Annotated in this window: 16 protein-coding genes; 11 read left to right on the top strand and 5 right to left on the bottom strand. The window is 40.2% G+C overall.

What is annotated here, in order from left to right; all coding sequences use genetic code 11:
• The first annotated feature begins 170 nt into the window (after positions 1-170).
• The 4 genes from AACS90_RS21240 to AACS90_RS21225 all read left to right on the top strand — a co-directional run bounded on the left by AACS90_RS21240 (position 171) and on the right by AACS90_RS21225 (position 7092).
• On the top strand, positions 171-785 hold the full coding sequence (locus AACS90_RS21240; protein ID WP_099121404.1) for a helix-turn-helix domain-containing protein: 615 nt from the start codon (positions 171-173) through the stop codon (positions 783-785).
• Positions 769-1626: a queuosine precursor transporter gene (locus AACS90_RS21235; protein ID WP_099121403.1), complete on the top strand. Its 858-nt coding sequence runs from the start codon at positions 769-771 to the stop codon at positions 1624-1626. Before AACS90_RS21240 ends, AACS90_RS21235 begins: the two co-directional genes overlap by 17 nt.
• A gap of 1317 nt (positions 1627-2943) precedes the next feature.
• A complete protein-coding gene (locus AACS90_RS21230; RefSeq protein ID WP_099121402.1) occupies positions 2944-5904 on the top strand; it encodes an SEL1-like repeat protein in 2961 nt (986 codons plus the stop codon).
• 36 nt (positions 5905-5940) lie between these two features.
• Positions 5941-7092, top strand: a complete 1152-nt coding sequence (locus AACS90_RS21225; protein WP_099121401.1) for a tetratricopeptide repeat protein — start codon at positions 5941-5943, stop codon at positions 7090-7092.
• A gap of 90 nt (positions 7093-7182) precedes the next feature.
• Here the strand turns inward: AACS90_RS21225 and yegD are convergent, their stop codons facing one another.
• From yegD to AACS90_RS21210, 3 genes are all read right to left on the bottom strand, one after another.
• Positions 7183-8535: a molecular chaperone gene (gene yegD, locus AACS90_RS21220; protein ID WP_099121400.1), complete on the bottom strand. Its 1353-nt coding sequence runs from the start codon at positions 8533-8535 to the stop codon at positions 7183-7185.
• A gap of 214 nt (positions 8536-8749) precedes the next feature.
• Positions 8750-9601 carry an S-formylglutathione hydrolase gene (fghA, locus tag AACS90_RS21215; protein WP_099121399.1) on the bottom strand — a complete coding sequence of 284 codons (852 nt, stop codon included), beginning with the start codon at positions 9599-9601 and terminating at the stop codon, positions 8750-8752.
• A 41-nt stretch (positions 9602-9642) separates the two neighbouring features.
• Positions 9643-10752: an S-(hydroxymethyl)glutathione dehydrogenase/class III alcohol dehydrogenase gene (locus AACS90_RS21210; RefSeq protein WP_099121398.1), complete on the bottom strand. Its 1110-nt coding sequence runs from the start codon at positions 10750-10752 to the stop codon at positions 9643-9645.
• 1124 nt (positions 10753-11876) lie between these two features.
• Here AACS90_RS21210 and AACS90_RS21205 point away from each other — a divergent pair.
• The 5 genes from AACS90_RS21205 (at position 11877) to AACS90_RS21185 (ending at position 16513) form a co-directional block, all read left to right on the top strand.
• Positions 11877-12668 carry a HisA/HisF-related TIM barrel protein gene (locus AACS90_RS21205; RefSeq protein WP_099121397.1) on the top strand — a complete coding sequence of 264 codons (792 nt, stop codon included), beginning with the start codon at positions 11877-11879 and terminating at the stop codon, positions 12666-12668.
• 2 nt (positions 12669-12670) lie between these two features.
• Positions 12671-13939, top strand: a complete 1269-nt coding sequence (locus AACS90_RS21200; RefSeq protein ID WP_099121396.1) for a hypothetical protein — start codon at positions 12671-12673, stop codon at positions 13937-13939.
• Positions 13940-13941: 2 nt separating this feature from the next.
• A complete protein-coding gene (locus AACS90_RS21195; protein ID WP_099111782.1) occupies positions 13942-14601 on the top strand; it encodes an HAD family hydrolase in 660 nt (219 codons plus the stop codon).
• A gap of 201 nt (positions 14602-14802) precedes the next feature.
• Positions 14803-16062, top strand: coding sequence for an adenylosuccinate synthase (locus AACS90_RS21190; protein ID WP_099121395.1), 1260 nt, complete (start codon positions 14803-14805; stop codon positions 16060-16062).
• A gap of 16 nt (positions 16063-16078) precedes the next feature.
• The gene (locus tag AACS90_RS21185; protein ID WP_099121394.1) at positions 16079-16513 is read left to right on the top strand and encodes an NUDIX domain-containing protein; all 435 of its coding nucleotides are present in this window, start codon (positions 16079-16081) and stop codon (positions 16511-16513) included.
• Between the two features lie 79 nt (positions 16514-16592).
• On the opposite strand, the gene AACS90_RS21180 is transcribed toward AACS90_RS21185, so the two are convergent.
• Positions 16593-17792 (bottom strand): MFS transporter, encoded by a 1200-nt coding sequence (locus AACS90_RS21180; protein WP_099121393.1) that lies wholly within the window; start codon positions 17790-17792, stop codon positions 16593-16595.
• Between the two features lie 135 nt (positions 17793-17927).
• Between AACS90_RS21180 and AACS90_RS21175 the strand changes: the two genes are divergently transcribed.
• Together AACS90_RS21175 and AACS90_RS21170 are read left to right on the top strand one after the other, a co-directional pair.
• Positions 17928-18515, top strand: coding sequence for a TetR/AcrR family transcriptional regulator (locus AACS90_RS21175; protein WP_099121392.1), 588 nt, complete (start codon positions 17928-17930; stop codon positions 18513-18515).
• A gap of 32 nt (positions 18516-18547) precedes the next feature.
• Positions 18548-19423: an EamA family transporter gene (locus tag AACS90_RS21170; RefSeq protein ID WP_099121391.1), complete on the top strand. Its 876-nt coding sequence runs from the start codon at positions 18548-18550 to the stop codon at positions 19421-19423.
• A 134-nt stretch (positions 19424-19557) separates the two neighbouring features.
• On the opposite strand, the gene AACS90_RS21165 is transcribed toward AACS90_RS21170, so the two are convergent.
• Complete coding sequence (locus AACS90_RS21165) at positions 19558-21147, bottom strand: ATP-binding cassette domain-containing protein (RefSeq protein WP_099121390.1); 1590 nt, start codon at positions 21145-21147, stop codon at positions 19558-19560.
• Positions 21148-21498 lie beyond the last annotated feature (351 nt).

Below are 21498 nucleotides of genomic sequence, written 5' to 3'. Positions count from 1 at the left end.
ATAAAAAACAATTTAGTTGTATTATTAAATAATAAGGTTAGAAAATAAATTGCTATCATTTTTTATGCTTTATAGCAAGAGTGTTCTTCACTCTTCCGAAATTTAATAAAAAATGTTTATCCTAAAAGGTCATATAAATTAGATGGTTACATATTTTCCTGGGCATTGCTATGTATAAAAAACAAAAAATGGAATACCTGAGAAAAAATTTACAGTATTTACTTGATTCTAGAGGGGAAACCCGGGTGTCACTTTGTGACCGGACGGGGCTTAATCGAACAACGATCTACAATATTTTAGATGGTCGGGTACAAAGTGTTCACTCCTCAACAATCCAAAAAGTATCTAATTTTTTTGGTATTTCTTATAGTGAGATTGAGGCGATTGATATCGCAGAAAAAGAGCGCATTGATGCAATTGTTTCTTATGAGGGGAATATGAATCCGTGTGCTGTCCCGCTGTTTATGCAATCTGAGTGTGTTACTGCCGAGTTTTATGAAAGTAAAATTGGCACACTTATTGTCGGAAGAACATTAACTTATTATTTTGGTTCTGGCCCTAATGTTGTTGCTATTTTACTTGAGAATGATTTTTCGGGTAAATATAATGCTGGTGATTTACTAATAGTCAGGAGAGGTAATTATCAGAGCGGCAACCCTAAATTATGTTTCGATCCAAAACAGAAAAAGTTTCATATCAATGAGTATTGTGTTGAGAATTCAGACGATTTTGCAGTGATTGGAGATATAATGGAAGAGCGGTTTGGGTATGGGAAAAAAATATAAATTATTGGGATTTAACAGTTACGATAATACAGCCAATGTATTGATTTTATCAACAGGAAAAGTTTTAAAAATCAATGTGAAGGAGTTAGAAAAGAGTGAAATCGCAGATGACTTAGATAGTCACGAAACGAAATCGCTCTACAGAAAAATATATTCTAGTTTTCCAAATTCACCCTCAATCTATGAAATTGAGGAGCGTAACGAAAAATCCTGGGTTGTTTATTCACTTCTCGCCCTGTTACTAACAATTTTCTATACTTTCAGTAATATAGCGGCAGCGAAACCTGTCTATATCGAATATTTTGATATTATTGTGACTCCGGGTACTTTCATTTATCCGTTCTCATTTTTAGTTATTGACTTGCTCAGTGAGTTTTACGGATTCCGGCTGGCAAGAAAAGCAATATACATGTCTCTGGTTTCTAACCTGATTATTGTCTCGTTATTAAGCATATCGACGGGTCTACCGGCCATTCCGGGCTGGGGTTTGAATGAGCAGTATAATGCTTTGATGAATCACATCTTGTCGGCGATTTTTGCTTCTTCATTGTCATTTTTAGTCTCAGAGCTGGTTAATTCGTATGTCTTGTGTAAGTTAAAAGACATGACAAATTCTCGGTTTCTGGCACTAAGGGTGTTTTTTAGTACGTTTATAGCATCAATCCTTGATAGTTTTGTTTTCTGTTTTGTTGCATTCTACGGAAAACTTCCTACCAATCAGATTATTGGAATGATGGTAGTTCAGATCTTAATTAAAATCTTCTTTGCTTTGTTTAACGTCTTTCCTGCTTATGGCTCGCGTTATTTGTTCAATCGCTGGGTTGTTAAGGCTGCACATTAATCAACCGCATGGAGAGCATTTCTCCATGCTATTTCATCGATAAAATCCTGCCTAATGTAGTATAACATCCTGCTATATCCCCTGTTTTCTATGTTGATTTTTTGTTGTCTGTGCTCCTTTATTGTCTTAATACAACTCGAAACTCATGGGGGATATTGATGAAATTGCTGATGGTTAGCCTTCAATTTAAACTTTATCGTGATTAAAAGGATACTATAAATTCCGTATATTTATACAGTAGTACTTTTCATATTCACGTTACCTATGCAATAAATTTCGTAAAATATGCTTATTTTTTTGTATTTAGTAAAAAACTCAGCAAATTAAATTTTTATTGATATAAATCAATAAGATAAATTAACGTTAATCATTTTGTATTTTTTGCTAGTTAAATAAAAACGCGAATATTGTGTAGCTAAATCAACATTTGAGCTTTTATTTGTTGATTTTGTCATGAGTCTGGTGTATTAATTTGGCTGTAAAAATATAAGTTATAATTAAGATTTTGTCAGATAACCGGGGAGTGAGTTATCACTGCCTTTTATTTAGACAAATAATTTTCATTATTTTGAATATACCTAATGGATTTCGAGTTGCATCGGGCGGTAAGGGAAAGACTCTCAGGAGCATAGTCAACTATGTGACAGGGGGAAGTGAACGAAGCCAACAAAGTAGCAGCTTGAAAGACAGAAGGTAATTAGCTTTAAACTAACCCAACACCAGGGTAATCTCTGAACGTTTTTTGTTCTTATGGTAATCGGTCTCTTGGTCAGCATCGCTGGCTAAGAGACCGAAAAACCTTCATCTGGTAACACATTCTAAATGAATCGTTCTGCCATTGTTCGATAACATTCTTCCTGGCCTGAAATCTCACCAAACTCAGCTCTTATTATCATTCCTTCTATAAATGTTATCAGTGCTTCTGCTTTGCTCTCTGCATTTCCCTTATTGGTTGAGTAAATAGATAACAATAGTGATTTTATCCATGCCTTATGTTGTAGGGCTTGTACAAAAATCTCCGTACAGGCTCACTAGTTTTGGATAGATCATAATCTGTCGATTTTCGGTTGAATTAACTTACTTTTTCATTTCAGTCTGTTTTGACTGATAATTTTCTTTTGGGTATTACAATATTTTATTTCATTCTGGTTTTTTAAGTTATTATTTCTTCAATAGACTGTTTTTATAAAAAGATAATAAACCCCACTTTTTAACATTTATTGAAATAATCAACATTATTCCCCCATCATATAATATTTGTTAATGTGTATTCACTTTGCCCTCCTACTGAACTCCCAAAAATAAGGAATTAAAGACATGGAACGCGTTCCCTTGCTTGCTCTTTTATTCACTCTGACTGTTTCTATCTCAGCATGTAAGCCAGCAGATCCGTGCCAGGTTGATGGATCTTCTTTTCTCACTTGTCTGAGGTTAGCTGATGAAGGTGATGCAGTTGCGCAATATAAGATCGGGAAAATGTATGAAAAAGGACTAGGAGTTCCATTAGATAATCAGGAAGCAATCAGGTGGTATACCGAATCTGCTCAACAGGGAAATACTGATGCTCAGGCGGATCTTCATGAGCGCTATAAGGTAGAGGCTGAAAAATACAAAATTGCTGCCAATCAGGGGGATATCGAGGCACAAAATACTCTTGCTGGTCTCTACCATAAAGGATGGGGAGTAGAGCAGGATTATAAAGAGTCTTTCAAATTGTATCTCGCTGGTGCTAATCAGGGGAATGTTTATGCCCAGTATTTTGTAGGGTATTACTATAAGGAAGGATTAGGCGTCGAGCAGAATTATCAGGAAGCGTTCACATGGTATGCGAAATCGGCTGAACAGGGAGATCCCGATGCACAAGTGGACATAGGGTATCTTTATGAGAAAGGGTTTGGTGTACAGCAGGACTATCAGGAAGCAGTCAGGTGGTATCTCCAGTCGGCTGAACAGGGACACGCTTTTGGGCAGGTCAGCCTTGGCAATCTTTATAATCAGGGACTGGGAGTTGACCAGAACTATCAGGAGGCCGCCAAATGGTATCTCTCCGCAGCTGAGCAGGGCAGTGTTGATGCTCTGAATCATCTGGGGTATTTCTCCTTTAAAGGAATGGGTGTTTCTCAGGATTATAAAGAAGCAATGAAGTGGTTCAGTCAGGCTGCTGAACAGGAGAATGCCTATTCACAGTATTTTATTGGCTACTTATATAAAGAAGGACTAGGAGTAGAACAAAACTATCCGGAATCGGTTAAGTGGTACCTCAAAGCCGCTGAGCAAGGGGATGTCGATGCACAGTTTGATCTTGGTAATCTTTATCGGGATGGATTGGGCGTAGAAAAAGATCATCAGCAGGCAATGAAATGGTATCAGGCAGCGGCTGATCAGGGAAATGCCTATGCACAGGTCGAACTGGGTGATTTCTACAAGGATGGATTGGGTACAGAGCAAGATTATCAGCAGGCGCTGAAATGGTATCAGGCAGCGGCTGGTCAGGGAAATTCTTATGCACAGGCTGAACTGGGTGATTTCTACAAGGATGGATTGGGTACAGAACAAGATTATCAGCAGGCGATGAAATGGTACCGCGCTTCCGCTGCACAGAAAAGCCACTATGCGCAGTATTATGTGGGGGAGTTTTATTACTACGGATTTGGCGTTAAGAAGGATTATCAGGAAGCACTCAAATGGTATAAGCAATCAGCTGAGCAGGATGATCCTGATGCAATGTTTAGTATCGGATATCTCTATGATAAGGGGCTGGGAGTAGAACAGAACTATAAGGAAGCCGCCAAATGGTATACCGAGGCCGCTGAACTGGGGCATACGAAGAGTCAGGATAATCTTGGCGATTTTTATAGACGAGGTTTTGGTGTAGAACAGAATTATCAGGAAGCGATTAAATGGTATCTGCCGGCCGCAGAAAAAGGTAATACCAATGCGCGGGATAATATCGGGTATTTATATTTTAAGGGGAAAGGAGCCCCTCAGGATTATAAAGAAGCCGCGAAATGGTTCAGTCAGGCTGCGGAGCAGGGAAGTGCCTACTCACAATATTTTATTGCCTATTTATATAAAGAAGGCTTGGGGGTAGAACAAGACTATCCGAAAGCTGCTAAATGGTATCTTAAATCAGCCGAACAGGGAGATGTTGATGCGCAGTCTGATCTTGGCAGTCTTTATCGGGATGGATTAGGAGTAGAAAAAGATTATCAACAGGCGATGAAATGGTATCGGGCTGCGGCTGAACAGGGAAATTCCTATGCTCAGTATTATGTGGCTGATTTCTATTTTGATGGTTCCGGTGTCGAACAGGATTATCAGGAAGCGCGTAAACAGTACTTGAGAGCTGCTGAGTTGGGAAGTACTGATGCGCAAGTTAGCATCGGATATCTTTATGAGAAAGGATTTGGCGTAGAGCGGGACTATCAGGAAGCCGCCAAATGGTATGCCGAGGCGGCTGAACAAGGAAATTCGGTTGGTCAGACTAACCTTGGCTTGCTTTATGAAGAAGGATTAGGTGTCGGAAAAAACTATCAGAAGGCAGCCAAATGGTATTTTCTTGCTGTTGAACAACAGTACGCCAGAGCCCAGTTCAATATGGGGATTTTATATCTGAAGGGGCTGGGGTTTACACAAGATTTTGAAGAGTCAGCCAAATGGTTCATTAAAGCGGCTGAGCAGGGCTATTCAGACGCTCAGTTTAATCTTGGTTATCTGTATAGATATGGATTAGGCGTACCAAAAAACTATTCCAAATCAGCTAGGTGGTATACAGAAGCGGCTAAGCAAGGAGATTCTGATGCGCAGGCTGTGATGGGTGAATACTACGCATCAGGGTTAGGAGTGCAACAAGATTATAAAAAATCGGCTGAGTGGTATCTGAAAGCGGCTGAGCAAGGAGACATCGGTTCACAAGTTAATATCGGTTATTTCTACATAGATGGATTAGGGGTACCGAAAAATAGCGCTATTGCGATGGAATGGTTATTGAAGGCAGCAGATCAAAACTCAACATTAGCAGCGAATAATATCGGTGTACTTTACCTGCATGGTGATGGTGTCAAAAAAGACGGTAAAAAAGCGCTAGAGTGGTTTATCAAAGCGGCTGAACAAGGTGATGCTACTGCACAATTAAATCTGGGCCGAATTTATGAACAGGGCCAAATTGTGCAACGAGATAACGAAAAAGCACTTTTTTGGTATCAAAAAGCGCAGGAAAACGGAGCGGCAGGTGTCGGGAAGAAAGTGGAAATATTAATGAAAAAGCTCAGGAAATAACGAAGCTCTCCACAATAATCAATCAGGAACAACAACATGGAACGATTACTCTGTATCAGCTTTTTTCTGGTTTTCAGCGTATTAACCACAGCATGTAAACCCCAGGATCCCTGCCAGATAGAAGAAGGGGCTTTTTCAGCCTGCTTACGATTAGCGAACGATGGTAATACGCAAGCGCAATTTAAAACCGGGCGATTGTATGAAAAAGGATTAGATGTCCAGCAGGATTATAAAGAAGCTGCTAAATGGTATAGAAAGGCTGCTAATCAAGGAGATGCAGGGGCACAATATTATCTGGCTTCTCTTTATCATAAGGGACTCGGAGTAACACAGGACTCCAAAGAAGCAGCTATATGGTTTCTCAAAGCGGCTAAACAAGGAAATTATGATGCTCAGTCAAATATTGTCGGTCTTTACCTTGAGGAATTAGATGTTGGGCTGGATGATAGCGATATATACAAATGGAATATTCGCTCTGCTGAACGGGGAAAGGCGATTGCGCAGGCTAACTTAGGATATATGTACTTTAATGGATTAGGTGTATCACAAGATTATAATGATGCCATTAGTTGGTACGTTAAAGCCGCAGAAAAGGGAGATCTCCATGCTCAAAAGATATTGGGCCATATTTATGCTGAAGGATATAACGGGCAGAGCAACTATTCCAACTCAGCAAAATGGTATGCTGAAGCTGCTAAACAGGGCGATGCCGAATCACAAGTAAAATTGGGCGATTATTACCGAACTGGTACCGGCGTGTCTCAGAATTATAAATTAGCGTACAAATGGTATGAAAAAGCAGCCAAACAGAAAGATGCTACTGCTCAGAACGCGCTGGGTTATTTATATATGGAAGGGCTGGGAGTAGAAAAAAGTGGCTGGATAGCAATGGGATGGTTTTCAAAAGCATTTCTGCAAAAAAACCTTCAGGCTTCAGAAAATATTGGTCATCTTTACTGGACCGGCAATTGGATAGGAAAAGATCACAATAAGGCCATGGGATGGTATCTGAATGCTGAAGAGTCTCTGTCGGCTTTAGCTCAGCGAAATCTGGGGATAATTTACGAATTGGGTGAGGTTGTCCCGAAAGATGAGAAAAAAGCACTTGAATGGTATCAGAAAGCGTTTGATAACGGATTCACCGATTTAGATATCAAAATTCAGGATATGAAAGATAAACTCAAATAAAATTGTTGATCCTGTATACAAATTTATAAACTCCCCCGTCATATTGAACGGGGGAATTCAAAACAGTGAAGTATTAACTTGCTCGTGATATCAAGAAAAACAAACTTTCGCCCAGCGTGCCAGACCTGTCGTCACAGACCCAAAGTAGTTACCACTGACCAGAGGCACTTCCGGTAATACCTGCTCAACCGCCTGACGCAGAATAGGAGAGCTGGCTGAACCACCGGTCATAAAAATGACGTCCGGTTGGATGCCACCTTGAGTGACTGCCTCGCTGACCAGTCTGGTCATTTTATCTTTCGTAGATTCGATAGCAGTTATCATTTGATCGCGCTGAATATCGACTTCAATAATTTCTGATAATAAATTTAACTGAGCACGGTATTCACTGTTATTTGACAGTGCAATTTTCGCTTCTTCAGCACTGCGTACCAGACTGTAGCCCAGTGTTTCGTGGTGAACTTTCAGTAACCGTGCCAGTTTTTCCGGCTCTTGTGCATCTCGGTGTAAAGATTTTAATGCGGCTAGGTTCTGGCGAGAATAAAACTCTTTTTGTGCCTGCACATCATTGATGGCAATCGGGTTCCAGAACTGGGTGAGGGGCATCTCAATACCTGATGCAAATTTACTGCCTAAGCCAAAAGGGTGCATCAGTTGTTTAAAGGTCAGATTGATATCCAGATCGTTACCACCAACACGTTGACCGGTGTGCGCCAGTAAACTGTCACTACGTTCAGATTTACCACACCAGTCTGGCCCCATCTGAATGAGCGAACAGTCTGTTGTTCCGCCGCCAATATCAACGACTAAAACGACTTTATTTTCAGTCAGGGTGGATTCATATTCCAGCCCCGCCGCGACAGGCTCAAACTGGAATTCTATATTGCGAAAGCCTGCCCGTTTCGCTGCCTGTAACAAAATCAACTCGGCCTGCTGGTTCGATTTTTCACCACCACGTCCGTGAAAGTTAACCGGCCGGCCAATAACGACTTCTTCAACACATTGCTGGGTTTTGCTTTCTACCTGCTGCTTAATGTTGGACATCATGGCGCAAACCAAATCTTCGAAAAAGCTGATTTGCACTTCTCTTAGCCCCATGGCACCGAGGAAAGATTTTGGTGATTTGACGTAATAAATATCCTGAGGGTCTTCCAGATATCGTGCCAGTGCAGCCTGACCGAATACGATATCTTCAGGTAAAAGTTCGATACCTTCCTCACGATTTGCCGTAATTGCGCTGCGGAGTAACTGCTCACCGACTGGAGAACCCGGAGTAATATTTCTGTGGCGGAACAAGTGCTCAGAAACTGATTCTCGGGTTGGTGCTGCCAGTGCAGAAGGCATATAAAAATTGTCATTTTCAATAGCGATCAGCTGTGGCGTATTCCCGATCATTTCTGCTACTGCGCAATTTGATGTGCCATAGTCAAAACCGATGAACATAGGTTTCCTCGTCTTCAATTGTCGAAAAATCGTAAAAAGGGCGCAGATGCTATCGCAAATTAAATTCAAAGGCGAGTGACTTCGATAAGATTATCTGGATGGTTTTGTCAGGCTGGTTTCCAGTAAGTTAAAATATGTGCTGGAAACCAGTTTATTATCAGAAAGGCGGTGGGTATTTACCGCTTTCAGGAAAGGTAGATTATGGCGTTAAAATTTATTGCCTTTCAGCCTGTTTTTGCATTGCTCTGGCATGATAGGCGATATGCTCCTCAATAAAGCTGGCAATGAAATAGTAGTTGTGATCATAACCCTGACGAAAGTTGATTGTTATCGGGTAATTTTCTTCATTACAGGCATTCAGTAATAAGTCGGGGCGCAACTCGCGATTCAGAAAATCGTCACCCGTTCCTTGCTCAATTAAAAGTGGTAATTGTTCTTTTACTTCACCATTTTTAATTAATTCTACCGTATCATATTGTTTCCATAGCGATCGGTCTTCGCCCAGATAAGCAGAAAACGCTTTTTCTCCCCACGGAACCAGACTCGGGGCTACGATTGGCGCAAATGCCGACACACTGCAATAACGTTCCGGGTTTTTCAACGCAATAACCAACGCACCATGTCCACCCATAGAGTGCCCACTAATGGCCCGTATATCGTTAACATTAAACTGCTTCTCAATTAACTCAGGTAACTCTGAAACAATGTAATCATACATCTGATAATGCGCTGCCCAGGGTTGTTTCAGTGCGTTGAGATAGAACCCGGCTCCTTTTCCAAGATCGTAAGCAGGATCGTCAGGAATATCATCGCCTCGCGGACTGGTATCCGGAACAACAATAACGATGCCATGTTCTGAGGCGTAACGCTGAGCACCGGCTTTGGTAATGAAATTCTGCTCAGTACAGGCTAATCCGGAGAGCCAGTACAATACCGGTAATTTCTTGTCTTTTATCTGAGGCGGCAGAAAAACTGCAAACTTCATCTGACAGTTCAGAGTACTGGATTCATGTTGGTAGACATCCTGCCACCCGCCAAAGGATGCGCGATGTTCAATTCTTTCCATTACTTTTCTCTCTAAAACGGTAGAATGTGGAGACTGTGCAATTAGTAGTGAATTACCGTCCGGATAGATTTACCTTCATGCATCAGCTCAAAGGCTTCATTAATATCTTCCAGTGGCATTTTATGTGTCACGAAAGGTTCCAACTCAATTTCACCCTTCATTGCATCTTCAACCATTTCCGGTAGCTGGCTGCGCCCTTTGACACCGCCAAAGGCTGTTCCTTTCCATGTCCGACCGGTAACAAGCTGGAATGGACGGGTAGAAATCTCCTGTCCGGCACCTGCAACACCGATAATGACTGACTGACCCCAGCCACGATGAGCACTTTCAAGCGCTGCACGCATGACATTGACGTTACCAATACATTCGAAAGTATGGTCAACTCCCCATTTCGTCATATCCAGAATAACCTGCTGAATAGGTTTGTCATGATCGTTGGGATTGATGCAATCTGTAGCACCAAATTGTCTGGCTAATTCAAACTTAGTCGTGTTGGTATCAATAGCGATAATACGGCCTGCTTTAGCCTGACGTGCTCCCTGAAGGACGGCAAGCCCGATACCACCCAGCCCGAAAACAGCCACAGAATCTCCCGGTTGAACTTTAGCCGTATTATGTACAGCACCGATACCTGTCGTTACGCCACAACCTAATAGGCAAACATGTTCATGATTTGCTTCCGGGTTGATTTTTGCCAGTGAAACCTCGGCTACAACGGTATATTCGCTGAATGTGGAACATCCCATATAGTGATAAACAGGTTGTCCGTTGTAGGAAAAGCGGGTTGTTCCATCAGGCATCAGACCTTTTCCCTGAGTATCGCGAACGGCAATACAGAGGTTAGTTTTACCGGACTGGCAAAAATCACATTGACCACATTCAGCTGTATACAATGGAATGACATGATCGCCGGGTTTAACACTGGTAACGCCTTCACCAACTTCAATAACGACTCCAGCACCTTCGTGTCCAAGCACAACAGGGAATAAACCTTCGGGATCATCACCTGAAAGCGTAAAAGCATCAGTATGGCAAACACCGGTATGACTAACTTTGATCAGTACTTCACCGGCTTTCGGCGGTGCTACATCAATTTCAACAATTTCGAGTGGTCTGTTTGGCCCAAAGGCAACGGCAGCACGTGATTTCATAACATCCCTCTTTTTGATGAGATAAACACAGTAAAGGTGAGATAGTGCGCATATGGCTATGGCGCACACAGAAAAACTCGTTTTATAGTTGTATCGCAAATTTGCTCATCAATTGATTGCGCCTGATGAAAATTATGCACGATATTGCATTCAGTTTACCTGATTGTGAGTGATAATCATCATGTACTGTCTAATCGCTTTGTTGCGATAAATTACCAACACTCTTTAGCCAAAGATGATTTGCAAGAATCAAGACTGCAAATGTCTCGTCCGGATAAATCCTCCCAAGAGTTCACGATTAATTATTCCTTCTCTTAGAATAAAAGGAGCGAGTGTTCCACCTGCGTAAAGAATCAGCATATACACTTCGTCTTTCAAGTTGCCTCTTTGTTGGCTGCGCTCATTCACCCCAGTCACCGTTTTTATAAACATACGGTTATCTATGCTCCCGGGGATGAACTCCCTTGCCGCCGCGATGCATCTTGAAATCCATTGTGTACAGGTAGTGCCATCGCTAGTATTAGAATAATTCCCAGAGATAGTTTCTCTTTTTTATTATTTCCTTCCATTTTTCTCGCCATGGTTTTCCTCATAAAAATAATTATTTTTAATAAATGTATCTTTATAATTGATATGGTTTTAACTAATTTATAGTAAATATAGCCTTCGTATTTCAAGTTTATTCTCTGTTAGCTTTGTTCATCCCTTTGGTTACTATGGTTATAAATAGGGAGTTATCTATGCTGAATGGATTCGTTTTTTCCCCGTTCAACGTAATCTGAAATCCATTGAATATACCATGTTAAGAATTTTATTCTGATAACAAGATAATGACTGGATAGAGTGAGTGTTTATTTTTGTTTGTTGGTTTTTATTTCTGTCTTTATTTTATTTGTTTGCTATAAAAAAATAAAAATGCGTAACAAAATAACTTTATTGAAAAGTCATTTCTTTTTCTTATTATGATTTTTTGAAATGGTTAACTGAAATTATTAATATAAACTAATGTGAATGTCATTGGTTATTCAGGATGAACGTTGTTTATTCAGCAATGAGTAGTAATCACATTAATGATTTTTGTTATTAAGCTCCGGAAATATATTTGTAATAAATCAGGTGGGTAAATGATAGGTACGAAAACGTTCGAGGTATTCCCTTCTGTTGATATTGTCGATGGAATAGCGATGACATCAAATTCTGCAATTCGCTTAACTCGTGGTGAAAGTGCAACATTACGGCGGCCTTTAGGTACTCCGGCAGAAGTCGCGTTGGCCTGGCAAAATGCCGGAGCAAAATGGATACATGTAGTTGATCTTGATGCTGCGTCAGGCCGGGGTTCAAACAGTCATTTGATTGCTGATGTTATCGAGGCGGTCGATATTAATGTACAAGTCTGTGGCGGTATCAGAAATGAAGAGATCTTGAGCCGGGTATTGGCAACCGGATGCCAGCGGGTAAATTTAGGAACCGCTGTATTAGAAAATCCGGACTGGTGTGCCAGAGCTATTGGTGAATATGGCGATAAGGTTGCTATTGCGTTGGATGTAAGGAGTACGCCGGAAGGTTATCAACTGGCAACTCATGGGTGGAATGTCAACAACGGCAAGCTTTGGGATATTCTTGAAGATCTGGAAAGGCAGGGATGCCAGCGTTATGTTGTCACTGATGTTGAACGGGGCGGCATGATGAGTTCCCCCAATTTTACCCTGCTGAGTGAAGTATGCGCAAAAACCTCATCGCCGGTCATTGCTGGTGGTGGAGTCTCAAGCATAGATGACCTGCGTGTTTTAGCCGATATGTATGATCAGGGTGTTGAAGGTGCCATTCTTGGTCAGGCGCTACATATCGGTAAAGTGCCACTTGAAGAAGCAATTGCCGCAACCCGAACACCAAAAGCGCAAGCTCAGAGAGGTTAAATATGGCTGAGTTTCTTTCACCTTCTTCAGTTATTCCATCAATTTTAGACCTGCATGCTGTTGGTTTATTAGGCGATTTACGCGGTATCTCCGGAACAAGTCACTTGATGAAAGAAGTTATGGAGCTTCCGGGAGTCGTCGCGAAGAAACAGAATTTCCTCAGTTCCCGAGGTATTGCTTATTACGAACCCAAAACCTGTGATGAGTTATTGGCAACAGTAAAATATTATGCAGACATCATCATTAAATTGCAGTGCACAGATAAACAATGCGCAGTGCCTTCAAAATATATATTGGCTGATCATTGTCTGGTGAAACTGTTACGTATTATCGACAGTTTATTAGGTGCTCCACAGGTTACTAATGAAGACATTGTACCTTTTATTGATGGGGTAAAGGCGTGTGCTGAAATTATCTGTTCAACACTGACGGGAAGAAAATCCGGTTTTTCTCCTTCTTTACTTCAAAACTTGAAACTTCCGGCTGATACGGGGCATCAGGTACCAAGAACATATATCGAGGGAGATAATCACTTGTTAACACTGGCTGCTGCGCAAATAGATGCATGTCCTAACTCTTCCGTTATCGGGGTTATGTTAGGCGGTGCAGCGACAGCGGCAGTCACTGCCGCAGCATGGAATAGTGAACTCAATTTAGTGAAAGTTTCCCGCTATGATGATGCATGTAGCAATAATCATAATATCTGGGGACGTAACATCCCATCCGGGCATTCTATTTCGATTATTGATGATAATTGTGGAACCGGGGATACCTTACGACAGGTCAGGGAGCTGGTTATAACTCAGACAGGAATAAGGCCAAAGTTACGGGCTACTGAATTACATTGGGAAAAACTCTTGCGTACCCGTGTGTATGGATATTCTGATCGTGTATTCAGCCCTGAATTTTTAGATGTACTGACTCCTTGGTGTTTCAGGCATCATAAGGTGCTGAATCATTTAGTTAATCAGCTCTCAGCTGATGAAGGTAAACATGTCCATACGGTTCATTCCCATACAACTACAGCGGATTGGGTCAGCTATTCATACAGTTTATTGTCGGTTTTGTATGACACACTAGAAGATTCTACCTGGGTACCTGAATTGCTGGATTTTTTATCGACTCTGGTATCTCGCCAAAAAATGGATTGTGACCAACCCATTGATGCATTTAGAGATATAGCGCAGCAATGCCCTGAATGTTTATCCCGTAACCGTGAGTTTGGAGCAAATCGTTCGGAACAGGCAAATACAGCTAAGGAAGTTAATTGATTATGGCAACAGCACATATTATTTGGGACTGGAATGGCACACTACTGAATGATGTTAGTGTCTCAGTCAGTGCAACAAATTTAGCACTTGCAGAAATTGGTATTGAACCACTGACGCTGGAACAATATCGGGAATATTATTGTGTGCCGGTGCAAATTTTCTATAAACAGGTTATTGGACGCGAACCATCCTCTGCTGAATGGTCAATCATAGGAAAAACATTTAATACCCATTATCGGCCCGGCATACAAAAAGCAAATTTAGCCGAAGGAGTGAGTGATCTGCTGGCTGCCCGCTATCAGTCAGGAGCGACCCAATCACTATGTTCACTGATGCAGCATGAAGAATTAGTTCCGATGATTAATAACCACGGTATTACTAAATTTTTTACCCACGTTGATGGCAGAAATACACCGTTATTGACTACCGGAAAGTCGGAACAATTAGCTAACCATATTAAAAAGATCAATATCGCTCCTGAAAAGAGCGTTGTGATTGGTGACGCAACCGATGATGCCATTGCAGCATTAGCCGCAGGTACTCATGCCATTCTTTACACTGGTGGAACGCATAGTCGTTTAAGCCTTGAAGCTGCAGGTGTACCTGTTGTTGATACATTAAATGAGGCTTTATTAATGGCCGATTACTTAGTCAGTAAATAAGAAAATATTAATCCACTGAAATAAATTATTTTTATTATTACTATCATTTTAAATGACGTATTCTTTATTGTTTTTTTAAATGAAGCTGTTAATGCTTTTGTGTAAATAGCGGAATAATATAAACCATTAAAGTTGTTTTTTATTAAAATATAAAAGAAAACACCATTTAAAAAAATATTTATAAATGGGAGATGCGCACGTATGTTAATATCTGTAGTTGGGCTTCAATTTGGAGATGAAGGAAAGGGTAAATTTGTTGATTACTTATCTGGTGGTGTAAATAACATTGCCAGATTTAATGGGGGAGCTAATGCAGGCCATTGTGTACAATATGGGAATGTGAGAGGGTCTTTTTCTCAATTACCGGCATCACTTAATAAAAAGAATCTCTATATTTGTCAGGGTGCATTAATTAGTCTTCCGGTGCTTGTGAAAGAAATTGATTTTATAAAAAGAGAAAATATTAACTCCAGCATCTCAATTGATCCCCGATGCCATATTGTATTGCCATTACATGCAGAACTAAATAAAGCATCTGAAAAATATAAAGGTAAGAATAAAATAGGATCTGTAGGAGTGGGTGTTGGTGCCTGTGTTGAAGATAAATCGAACAGGCATGGCATTCGGCTTATTGATACTCTGGATAAAGAAAAACTCAGAAGCAAATTAGAATTTCTTTGGGGCATCAGGGAAAAACAAATCAACCACGTTTTTAATGATAATTCGACTTTAGATTTTGAGGAAATGTTAGAAATAACGCATCAATATGGAAAAAAGATCGAGCCTTATTTCACATTTACTAATGAAGCCATCCGTGACTTATTGAGTGCCGGAGAAGATATCTTACTTGAAACATCACAAGCCACTTTTTTGGATAACAGTTTTGGTACGTACCCTTATACTGTAGCGTATCAGACTCTGGTTCAAACCTGTTTTGCCATGATTGGTATACCAGCACAGAAAATGCATATTGTCGGTGTGATGAAGGCCTATATGATCCGGGTCGGTAATGGCCCGTTCCCGACAGAATTACAGGCTGAGCAGGCTGATTATATCCGGGAACGTGGAAACGAGTATGGTACTGTTTCCAAAAGGCCAAGGCGCTGTGGCTGGCTGGATCTATGCTTGATCAAGCATGCGGTAAAACTTAACGGGGTAACAGAACTGGCAATAACTAATACTGATGTTTTAGCAGGGTTGGAAGAAATAAAGGTAGCTATTGCATATGAAATTGATAATGAACAGGTTTGCTGTGATAACGCCTTATTGCAGCTTGAGAAAGTTAAACCTGTCTATAAAGTTTTTAAAGGCTGGGGAGAGCTGAACGCATCGTATGCTCACTTTACAGAATTGCCTGCTGAACTAATTGATTTTCTCAATTTTATTCAGGATTATGCTGGAGTCCCAATTAAATATATTTCACATGGGCCTGATAGAGAACAAACATTAATAGTGCAGTAATGAGGAAAGGAAGATAATGATTCACTATGTGACTGGTTTTATGTTTTCTGAAGATAAGAAGCATGTTGCTCTTATTTCTAAATTACAACCTAGCTGGCAGAAAGGGCAACTCAATGGTATTGGCGGAAAAATAGAAACAGGTGAAACGCCTCAACAGGCAATGGCAAGGGAATTCGCGGAGGAAGCAGGAATTAATACTCAGCCTGAAGAATGGAAATTATTTACTGTGCTAACCCGTCCTGATGCTTATCAGGTGAACTTTCTCTATACGTATGATGACAGAATTTATTCTGCAAAATCTGTTGAAAAAGAAATTGTTAATATTTATGAAGCACAATCATTACCTGATAATGTTATCTACAATTTACGCTGGCTAATTCCAATGGCTCTTGATGAACATTTACGCTTTGACAGGTCTATTGAGATTATAGAAATGAGGGAAAGCTCATAACCTGTCTCTGTAAATTTTTTATTCTAATATTGCTCGCTTTACAGCGAGCACCTTTTATTATTTATAAGAGCATGTGCTTTTATTGAATGCTTTCTTTTGAGTTAGTCAGTGTAAAATAACCATAATATGTGGCTATAATAATCCCTATTCCGGCAATCAAAGACACTATAAATCCACCATGAGAGCCATATATATCGACAAACTGTCCTGCAGCAGTTGCTCCTAAAGCGGCACCAGTATTGAGACCGGAAAGCAACCAAGTGAACCCTTCCGTTAATCGTTTTTCCGGAACTATTTTTTCAATTAATGCCATCGAGATGATCATTGTTGGTGCAAAGAATAAACCCGCCATGAAAACAGTGAAAGCTAAGCCGGAAATGCTGTTAACCATTAAAAAAGGAAGGGTAGTTAAAGCAGTGCCTAACCCGCCTATAAGAAATAATTTGTATAGTGGCGTTTTCAGTTTAACTGCACCAAATATCAATCCGGCAAGGCAAGAGCCTACAGCATAAGCTGATAACACTAAACTGGCTGCAACCGGACGCCCTAATTCTTTGGCAAAAGCAACACTCGCTATATCAACAGTTCCGACAATAATCCCCATAAAAATAAACAGTAATGATAAAACCCATACACCCGATATTTTAATAATTGAACTGTTTGTTTCTTTCATGGTTTTTGGAATTTCAATAGGAGGTTCTGTCCTGCGAAACATCACAAATAAACATACACCTATAGCTAGCAGAAGAGCGGCCACTAGAGGCCCGGCTTGTGGGAAAAAGGCTACGCTCAGGCCAATTGATATCGGTGGGCCAATAATGAATGATATTTCATCAAATACTGTTTCGAGGGAATATGCGGTTTGTAGTTGAGGTTGACCACGATAGATAGCTGTCCAGCGGGCACGCACCATTGCCGACATACTAGGCATAAAACCAGCCAGAGAAGAACATAAAAATAATGTCCAGGTAGGTGTCTGCCAATACGCACAGACTAAAAGGGCTAATATACCCAAAACGCTTATAGTTGTAGCAATGGGTAGGACAATATATTGCCCACGATGATCTGCTAAGCGAGAAATTTGTGGGGATATCAGAGCATAGGTTAATACAAAAATTGCTGATACAGATCCCGCTAATCCGTAGCTACTACTTAGCTGTGATAACATGACTATGATGCCAATTCCGGTCATAGGAAGTGGCATACGAGCTATAAAACCCGCCAAAGAAAATCTTGCTGCACCAGATGCTTTGAATAACTCACTATAAGGATTGCTCATATTGCTTCTCATTGTGATAATTGGTTGCATAAAAGTTAGGTTGCCAACAAACATACGATACGTATGTAAAATTAACATGCCAGCATACGCAGCGTATGTCAATGAGTTGTAAATTACATATTAACGGAAGGATAAATGGCCCGGCGAACCCGTACAGAAATGATAGAAGAGACACGTAGCAAATTATTGGCTGCTGCGCGCAATGCCTTTGGCTCTTTAGGTTATGCTAATACTTCAATGGATGATTTTACGGCTAAGGCTGGTCTTACACGTGGTGCTTTATATCACCATTTCGGTGATAAAAAAGGCTTATTAATGGCTGTAGTGGAACAAATCGATTCAGAGATGGATCAACATCTCCAGTCGATATCTGATAACGCAAAAGATTCATGGACTGGATTTCGTGATAGATGTCGGGCTTATTTAACAATGTCACTTAATCGGGAATTCCAACAAATCGTATTAAAAGATTCGAAAATTATTCTTGGCGATCAATTCAGAGAATCTCAATCTTACTGTATTTCATCAATGAAAAAACTACTGGAAAAAATGATTCTTGAGAAGAAAATAAAAGATGTTGATGCCGAATCTTTGGCTTGCCTAATAAATGGAAGCTTAGTTGAAGCCGCTTTGTGGATTGCTGATGATACAGATCAAAAAGCTAAACTTGAAAAAATCATTCCTGCTTTTGATTTATTACTTGATGGTTTGAAATGTGATTGATTTTATAACTAATTTAATACATGGATATAAAAATGAAATTATCAGATTTACTGCTAGCCATAGCAGTAACCGGGGTATGGGGATTAAATTTTAGTGTTATTAAGTTAGGGCTAAATACGCTAGATCCATTTTTATTAGCTGGGTTACGTTTCTTATTATGTGCTTTACCAGCTGTATTCTTTATTCGTCGACCTGATGTGCCAATGAAAATTGTTGGGTTATATGGACTAATCTTTGGTGTGGGTCTATGGGGAATGGTGAATCTGGGTGTCAAAATGGGAGTTTCTGCGGGTGTTTCCTCTCTATTGTTACAATTTAGTTCATTTATTACTATCGCAATGGGGTATTTCTTTCTCAAAGAGCGCATTCATTTTCATCAAATAATAGGTTTTATACTGTCAGTTATTGGTTTAGGGTTTATTATGGCTTTAACTGATGGCTCAATTACCTATTTAGGTGTGATTGTAATACTATTTGGCGCTGTGAACTGGAGTGTCGCTAATATTATTGTAAAAAAATCAGGTGGGAAAAATATATTTGGTTTTTTAGTCTGGTCATGTGTTTTCTCCCCTTTACCTCTATTTCTTATGGGGTATGGGATTAATGGTCCTACGGTATTATCTAATTTTGTTGAAAATTTGAATGTGACTGCTATATTTTCCATTCTATTCCAAGCCTATCTTACAACTTTAATAGGGTATTGGATATGGAATTTATTGTTGAAAAAATATCCCGTTTCCAAAGTTGCTCCGTTGTCTTTATTGGTTCCGGTTTTTGGTTTTATTGGAAGTGCAGTTATTTTTGGTGAAGTGATGAGTAATGAAAAAATAATTGCATGTGTTTTTATTTTGATTGGACTGGCCATATCGCTATATGGGAATAAGTTAGTGAAAAAACCTCGAGCATGAATAGTTTGGTTTTCGGGATAGCTTATCATCATTTTGTATTCCCCAATTTTCGGGGAATACAAGTGTTACATTAGCAATTTATATTTAAATGATTTCTATATATTTATAGTAGTGCATAAAATCACATAGTCAGATTAACCTCCCAGTATGAGTTCCTGCATATTGCCTATACTCTCAATAAATTGATCATCATGAGAAATTAATACCATAGCACCAGTGTAATCATGTAGTGCTTTCTGGAGTAACTCACGGGATTCAATATCCAGATGATTATCCGGTTCATCTAACAGCAGGAGTGCCGGTGCTGAAGGCCCACAAAATAAACAGGCAAGGGCGACTTTCAATTGTTCTCCTCCACTTAGATAACCGACAGGTTTTAGAGCCTCTTCACCTCGCATACGCAGTTGCGCCAGCCGAGTACGATAACGATCTTCCGTCCAGCCTGGTGACTGTAATTGAAAGTTATACAAAGCTGACTGGGTTTTATCGAGGAATGAGAAATGCTGGTCCATTAAACGATGTGAAGGTGTAATGCGACAAGCGCCCTGTTTTGGCATCAGTGAGCCAGTTATGACTTTCAGTAAAGTCGATTTTCCGCTGCCATTTTTCCCTGTGATAGCGAGGCGCTCACCGTTATTGATGGTCAAGCTGATAGGGGAATCTGACCCAAAGGGTAAAATAATATCCTGTAGATAAAGTAACGGAGGTGTTGCTGCCTGAGGGGTTGCAACAGCAATTGACAGCGGATCAATAATGTCGAGTTTTGCTCTGGCATCAGTCGCTAAGGAAGAACTGCGCTGTAGCCTTTCTTCATTCTGTTTTGCCAGCCGTGACAGTGTGGATTCAGAGCGGTTCAATGCGCGATCCAGCAGAATTGTAGCTTGATTAGCATTTTCCCTACGTTGTTTCCCCTGACTCTGTCTTTTATCAGATTTTTCTCGATCTCTTTGTTTATCCCGTATGGCTTGTTTGAGGTTTTTTCTGGTCTGATCTACATCGCGCTGTATACCTAGTCTTAGCTGTTCTTTACTGTCCAGCCATGTTTCCCAACCACCCATACTACGTGATAATCCTAACCCGTTCAGCTCATAAACAACGGAAACATGCTGTAAGAGCTTAGGATCATGTGTAACCAGTAAAATGCCACCGTTGAAAGTTGCCAACCATTGGGCTAACCAGAGACGCCCCTGTCTATCAAGGTGATTACTTGGTTCATCCAGAATCATAAAGCCGGCCCCCTGTTTTTTGAGAGACAGTAGCCGAAGTCGGGTTTGTTCTCCTCCGCTGAGTAAATTAAAGGGCTGGTTTAATATCTCTGGAGCCAGTTCACCTTCTGCCAGTAAAGATTCGATCTGAAATTGCCAATCCCAGTTTCCTTCCATAACATCAAAATCTGCGGCTTCACCAATACCAGCAAGAATACGTTCATTCGCATTGATAATATCAGTAAGTCCGAATATGTTGGCTGAACTACCTGTAAAAGCAGACAGGCCTTGTGACAGATAACCTACATCACAAAAATGTTTGACACTTCCTTCCGATGGTGGAGTTTGTTTTGCCAATATTGATGCTAACCAGGATTTACCAATACCATTACGGCCTACCAGTGCGTGTTGCCCTGCATGCAGAGTAATATCAATATCGGAAAATAGTGGTTTGAGTTCACCCGAAAATTGATGGGCTATTTTTTTTGCTTCGATTAATGGTTGACCTTCATATTGCATGAATGATGCTCCCTCAATCTTTATTGTATGATTTAATTATTTTTATTCTTGGATAAAACCTTATTTGACGTTTTTTCCATTCATTTTCTAGCTGCCTTCTTTTTGTCGTATTGTTTGGTTAATGTAAGTTTGTTGTTCTTCAAATTGCTTTTATTATCTGCGTTGTTCATCCGGTTAGCGTAGTTACAAGCATAGATTATCTAAGCGCCTAAGGAGTGTTTTTTTGCCGCAGTGATACATTTTGAAATCGATTGAATATACTTCTTATGAATAGAAATGCATCAAGTATATATAATATTCTTTTATGCATGAAGATACAGATAAAAAGAAATGTGAATTGATGCAGGTCTC

This window comes from Xenorhabdus sp. KK7.4, assembly GCF_963876465.1.
Taxonomy (GTDB): domain Bacteria; phylum Pseudomonadota; class Gammaproteobacteria; order Enterobacterales; family Enterobacteriaceae; genus Xenorhabdus; species Xenorhabdus stockiae.
Note: the sequence above shows the minus strand (reverse complement) of the source record. Positions and strands in the feature narration are given on the sequence as shown.

What these genes read in the sequence shown, in the direction of transcription:
- AACS90_RS21240 (WP_099121404.1), top strand. Translation starts at nt 171, where the DNA reads ATGTATAAAAAACAAAAAATGGAATACCTGAGAAAAAATTTACAGTAT.
- AACS90_RS21235 (WP_099121403.1), top strand. Translation starts at nt 769, where the DNA reads ATGGGAAAAAAATATAAATTATTGGGATTTAACAGTTACGATAATACA.
- AACS90_RS21230 (WP_099121402.1), top strand. Translation starts at nt 2,944, where the DNA reads ATGGAACGCGTTCCCTTGCTTGCTCTTTTATTCACTCTGACTGTTTCT.
- AACS90_RS21225 (WP_099121401.1), top strand. Translation starts at nt 5,941, where the DNA reads ATGGAACGATTACTCTGTATCAGCTTTTTTCTGGTTTTCAGCGTATTA.
- yegD (WP_099121400.1), bottom strand. Translation starts at nt 8,535, where the DNA reads ATGTTCATCGGTTTTGACTATGGCACATCAAATTGCGCAGTAGCAGAA.
- fghA (WP_099121399.1), bottom strand. Translation starts at nt 9,601, where the DNA reads ATGGAAAGAATTGAACATCGCGCATCCTTTGGCGGGTGGCAGGATGTC.
- AACS90_RS21210 (WP_099121398.1), bottom strand. Translation starts at nt 10,752, where the DNA reads ATGAAATCACGTGCTGCCGTTGCCTTTGGGCCAAACAGACCACTCGAA.
- AACS90_RS21205 (WP_099121397.1), top strand. Translation starts at nt 11,877, where the DNA reads ATGATAGGTACGAAAACGTTCGAGGTATTCCCTTCTGTTGATATTGTC.
- AACS90_RS21200 (WP_099121396.1), top strand. Translation starts at nt 12,671, where the DNA reads ATGGCTGAGTTTCTTTCACCTTCTTCAGTTATTCCATCAATTTTAGAC.
- AACS90_RS21195 (WP_099111782.1), top strand. Translation starts at nt 13,942, where the DNA reads ATGGCAACAGCACATATTATTTGGGACTGGAATGGCACACTACTGAAT.
- AACS90_RS21190 (WP_099121395.1), top strand. Translation starts at nt 14,803, where the DNA reads ATGTTAATATCTGTAGTTGGGCTTCAATTTGGAGATGAAGGAAAGGGT.
- AACS90_RS21185 (WP_099121394.1), top strand. Translation starts at nt 16,079, where the DNA reads ATGATTCACTATGTGACTGGTTTTATGTTTTCTGAAGATAAGAAGCAT.
- AACS90_RS21180 (WP_099121393.1), bottom strand. Translation starts at nt 17,792, where the DNA reads ATGAGCAATCCTTATAGTGAGTTATTCAAAGCATCTGGTGCAGCAAGA.
- AACS90_RS21175 (WP_099121392.1), top strand. Translation starts at nt 17,928, where the DNA reads ATGGCCCGGCGAACCCGTACAGAAATGATAGAAGAGACACGTAGCAAA.
- AACS90_RS21170 (WP_099121391.1), top strand. Translation starts at nt 18,548, where the DNA reads ATGAAATTATCAGATTTACTGCTAGCCATAGCAGTAACCGGGGTATGG.
- AACS90_RS21165 (WP_099121390.1), bottom strand. Translation starts at nt 21,147, where the DNA reads ATGCAATATGAAGGTCAACCATTAATCGAAGCAAAAAAAATAGCCCAT.